Origin of the sequence: Ancylobacter mangrovi, from assembly GCF_024752335.1 — a bacterium.
Taxonomy (GTDB): domain Bacteria; phylum Pseudomonadota; class Alphaproteobacteria; order Rhizobiales; family Xanthobacteraceae; genus Ancylobacter; species Ancylobacter mangrovi.
The window spans coordinates 1-3,239 of sequence record NZ_JANTHY010000016.1 but is presented as its reverse complement, the minus strand read 5'-3'; the positions used below and the strand labels follow the sequence as shown (position 1 = coordinate 3,239).

The 3,239-nt window shown below is 70.3% G+C and carries 3 protein-coding genes; all 3 read left to right on the top strand.

The window, feature by feature from the left end:
* Positions 1–1,108: Re/Si-specific NAD(P)(+) transhydrogenase subunit alpha (locus NVS83_RS23430; protein WP_258741753.1), on the top strand; the 1,108-nt coding region annotated here is incomplete at its 5' end.
* 190 nt (positions 1,109–1,298) lie between these two features.
* On the top strand, positions 1,299–1,832 hold the full coding sequence (locus NVS83_RS23425) for a proton-translocating transhydrogenase family protein (protein ID WP_258741737.1): 534 nt from the start codon (positions 1,299–1,301) through the stop codon (positions 1,830–1,832).
* A 13-nt stretch (positions 1,833–1,845) separates the two neighbouring features.
* A partial coding sequence (locus tag NVS83_RS23420) for an NAD(P)(+) transhydrogenase (Re/Si-specific) subunit beta (protein ID WP_258741735.1) occupies positions 1,846–3,239 on the top strand: 1,394 nt, incomplete at its 3' end.

Below are 3,239 nucleotides of genomic sequence, written 5' to 3'. Positions count from 1 at the left end.
GTCCCCGGACACGGTGAAGCGCTATGTGGGCCTTGGGGCCGACGTTGTTGTTTCGTCGGGTGCGGGTTCGGCGTCGGGCGTGGGCGACGGGGAGTATGAGGGCGCGGGGGCGTCGGTGGTGGCGGACAATGCCGCGGCGGTGGCCGGGGCGGACGTCGTGCTCGGCGTGCGGCGGCCATCTGCAGAGCTGCTGGCGGGGGCGAAGCCCGGGGCGCTGGTGATCGCGATCGCGGACCCGTACGGGCACGAGAGCGAGCTGGAGGCGATCGCGAAGACCGGGGCGAGCCTGTTCGCGATGGAGCTGATGCCGCGCATCACCCGGGCGCAGGTGATGGACGTGCTGTCGAGCCAGGCGAACCTTGCGGGCTACCGGGCGGTGATCGACGCCTCGTCGGAGTTCGGGCGGGCGTTCCCGATGATGATGACGGCGGCGGGCACGGTGCCGGCGGCGCGGGTGTTCGTGATGGGCGCGGGCGTGGCGGGGCTGCAGGCGGTGGCGACGGCGCGCCGGCTCGGCGCGGTGGTGTCGGCGACCGACGTGCGTCCGGCGGCGAAGGAGCAGGTGGAGAGCCTCGGCGGCAAGTTCATCGCGGTCGAGGACGAGGAGTTCAGGCAGGCCGAGACGGCCGGGGGCTACGCCAAGCAGATGTCGGCGGAGTACCAGGCCAAGCAGGCGGCGCTGGTGGCGAGCCACATCGCCAAGCAGGACGTGGTGATCACCACGGCGCTGATCCCCGGGCGTCCGGCGCCGAAGCTGGTGTCGGAGGAGATGGTGGCGTCGATGAAGCCGGGTTCGGTGATCATCGACCTCGCGGTGGAGCGCGGCGGCAATGTCGCGGGCGCGGTGCCGGGCGAGGTGGTGACGACGCCGAACGGGGTGAAGATCGTCGGCCATCTGAACGTGCCGGGTCGTCTGGCGGCGACGGCGTCGCAGCTTTACGCGAAGAACCTCTACGCCTTCGTCGAGACGCTGGTGGACAAGGAGACGAAGACGCTCGGCGTGAAGTGGGACGACGAGCTGGTGCGGGCGACGCTGCTGACGAAGGACGGGGCGGTGGTGCATCCGGGCTTCGGCGGCAAGACGGAAGACGCGGCGAGCGCGGCCTAGGGCCGCCCGGTCACGGCCGCGCGCGCGGGATAGCCGGCGCGCCGGCCGGGGGCTGCTCCCGGGGCGTCCTGCCCCGGAGGGTATTGCTCCCGGGCGGGCCGGGCGCGGCGGCAACGACGGATCAAACGGGACGGCGCGGCGGCGCGGCGAGCGCGCGGCGCCCGGCCTTGACAGCTTCAGGGGAAGGACAATGGCCAATCCGGCAGGGGATGTGATGGGCGCGGGCGTGCAGCTCGCCCAGAATGCGGCAGGCGGTGTTTCGGGCGGGGCAGGCTCGGACCTGACCGCGCAGGGAGCGCTCGAAGGGGCGCGCACGGCGGCGGAAGTGGCGCGCCAGGCGGCGGAGGCGGCGCAGGCCTATGCCGACGCGGCGGCGCAGCACTATGCGGAGATGGCGGGCACGGCGGCGCACGCGCTGAGCGGCGGGGCGATCGACCCGTTCGTGTTCCGGCTGTCGATCTTCGTGCTGGCGGTGTTCGTCGGCTACTACGTGGTGTGGTCGGTCACCCCGGCGCTGCACACGCCGCTGATGAGCGTGACCAACGCGATCTCGTCGGTGATCGTGGTGGGGGCGCTGCTGGCGGTGGGCGTCGACACGGTGACGGCGGGCACGGGCTGGGCGCGGGGCTTCGGCTTCCTCGGCCTGATCCTGGCGAGCGTGAACATCTTCGGCGGGTTCCTGGTGACCAGCCGGATGCTCGCCATGTACGCGAAGAAGAAGTGAGGGGCACGGGACGATGAACGCCAATCTGGTGGCCCTTCTGTACCTCGTCTCCGGGGTTCTGTTCATTCTGGCGCTGCGCGGGCTGTCGAGCCCGGTGACGTCGCGCCAGGGCAATCTGTTCGGCATGGTCGGCATGACCATCGCCATCCTGACGACGCTGGCGGCGAGCCCGCCGGCGGGGGTCGGGGGCTGGGTGCTGGTGCTCGGCGGCCTCGCCATCGGCGGCGGGGTCGGCGCGGTGATCGCGAAGAAGATCGCGATGACGCAGATGCCCCAGCTGGTGGCCGCGTTCCACTCCCTGGTGGGTCTCGCCGCGGTGATGGTGGCGGCGGCGGCGCTCTACGCGCCGGAGGCGTTCGGCATCGGCGAGCCGGGGATGATCCACGGCCAGGCGCTGGTGGAGATGAGCCTGGGCGTCGCGATCGGCGCCATCACCTTCACCGGCTCGGTGATCGCCTTCGCCAAGCTGAACGGCAACATGTCGGGCAAGCCGATCCTGCTGCCGGGGCGTCACGCCATCAATCTCGGCCTCGCGGCGCTGCTGGTGGTGCTGATCGTGGTGCTGGTGAGCACCGAGAGCCACACCGTGTTCTGGCTGATCGTGCTGGTGTCGCTGGTGCTGGGCGGCCTGATCATCGTGCCGATCGGCGGGGCGGACATGCCGGTGGTGGTGTCGATGCTGAACAGCTATTCCGGCTGGGCGGCGGCGGGCATCGGCTTCACGCTGGGCAACACGGCGCTGATCATCACCGGGGCGCTGGTGGGCTCCTCGGGCGCGATCCTCTCCTACATCATGTGCAAGGGGATGAACCGCTCCTTCATCTCGGTGATCCTGGGCGGGTTCGGCGGCGATGCGGCGGCGGGTCCGGCGGGCGCGGTGGAGACGCGCCCGGTGAAGCAGGGCTCGGCCGAGGACGCGGCCTTCATCATGAAGAACGCCTCGAAGGTGATCATCGTGCCGGGCTACGGCATGGCGGTGGCGCAGGCCCAGCACGCGCTGCGGGAGATGGCGGACAAGCTGAAGGAGGAGGGCGTGGAAGTGAAGTACGCCATCCATCCGGTGGCGGGCCGCATGCCCGGGCACATGAACGTGCTGCTGGCGGAGGCGAACGTGCCCTATGACGAGGTGTTCGAGCTCGAGGACATCAACTCGGAGTTCGCGCAGGCCGACGTGGCGTTCGTGATCGGGGCCAACGACGTGACCAACCCGGCGGCCAAGACCGACCCGAGCTCGGCGATCTACGGCATGCCGATCCTCGACGTGGAGAAGGCCAAGACGGTGCTGTTCATCAAGCGCGGCATGGCGGCCGGCTATGCCGGCGTCGAGAACGAGCTGTTCTTCCGCGACAACACCATGATGCTCTTCGCCGACGCAAAGAAAATGGTCGAGGATATCGTCAAGAACCT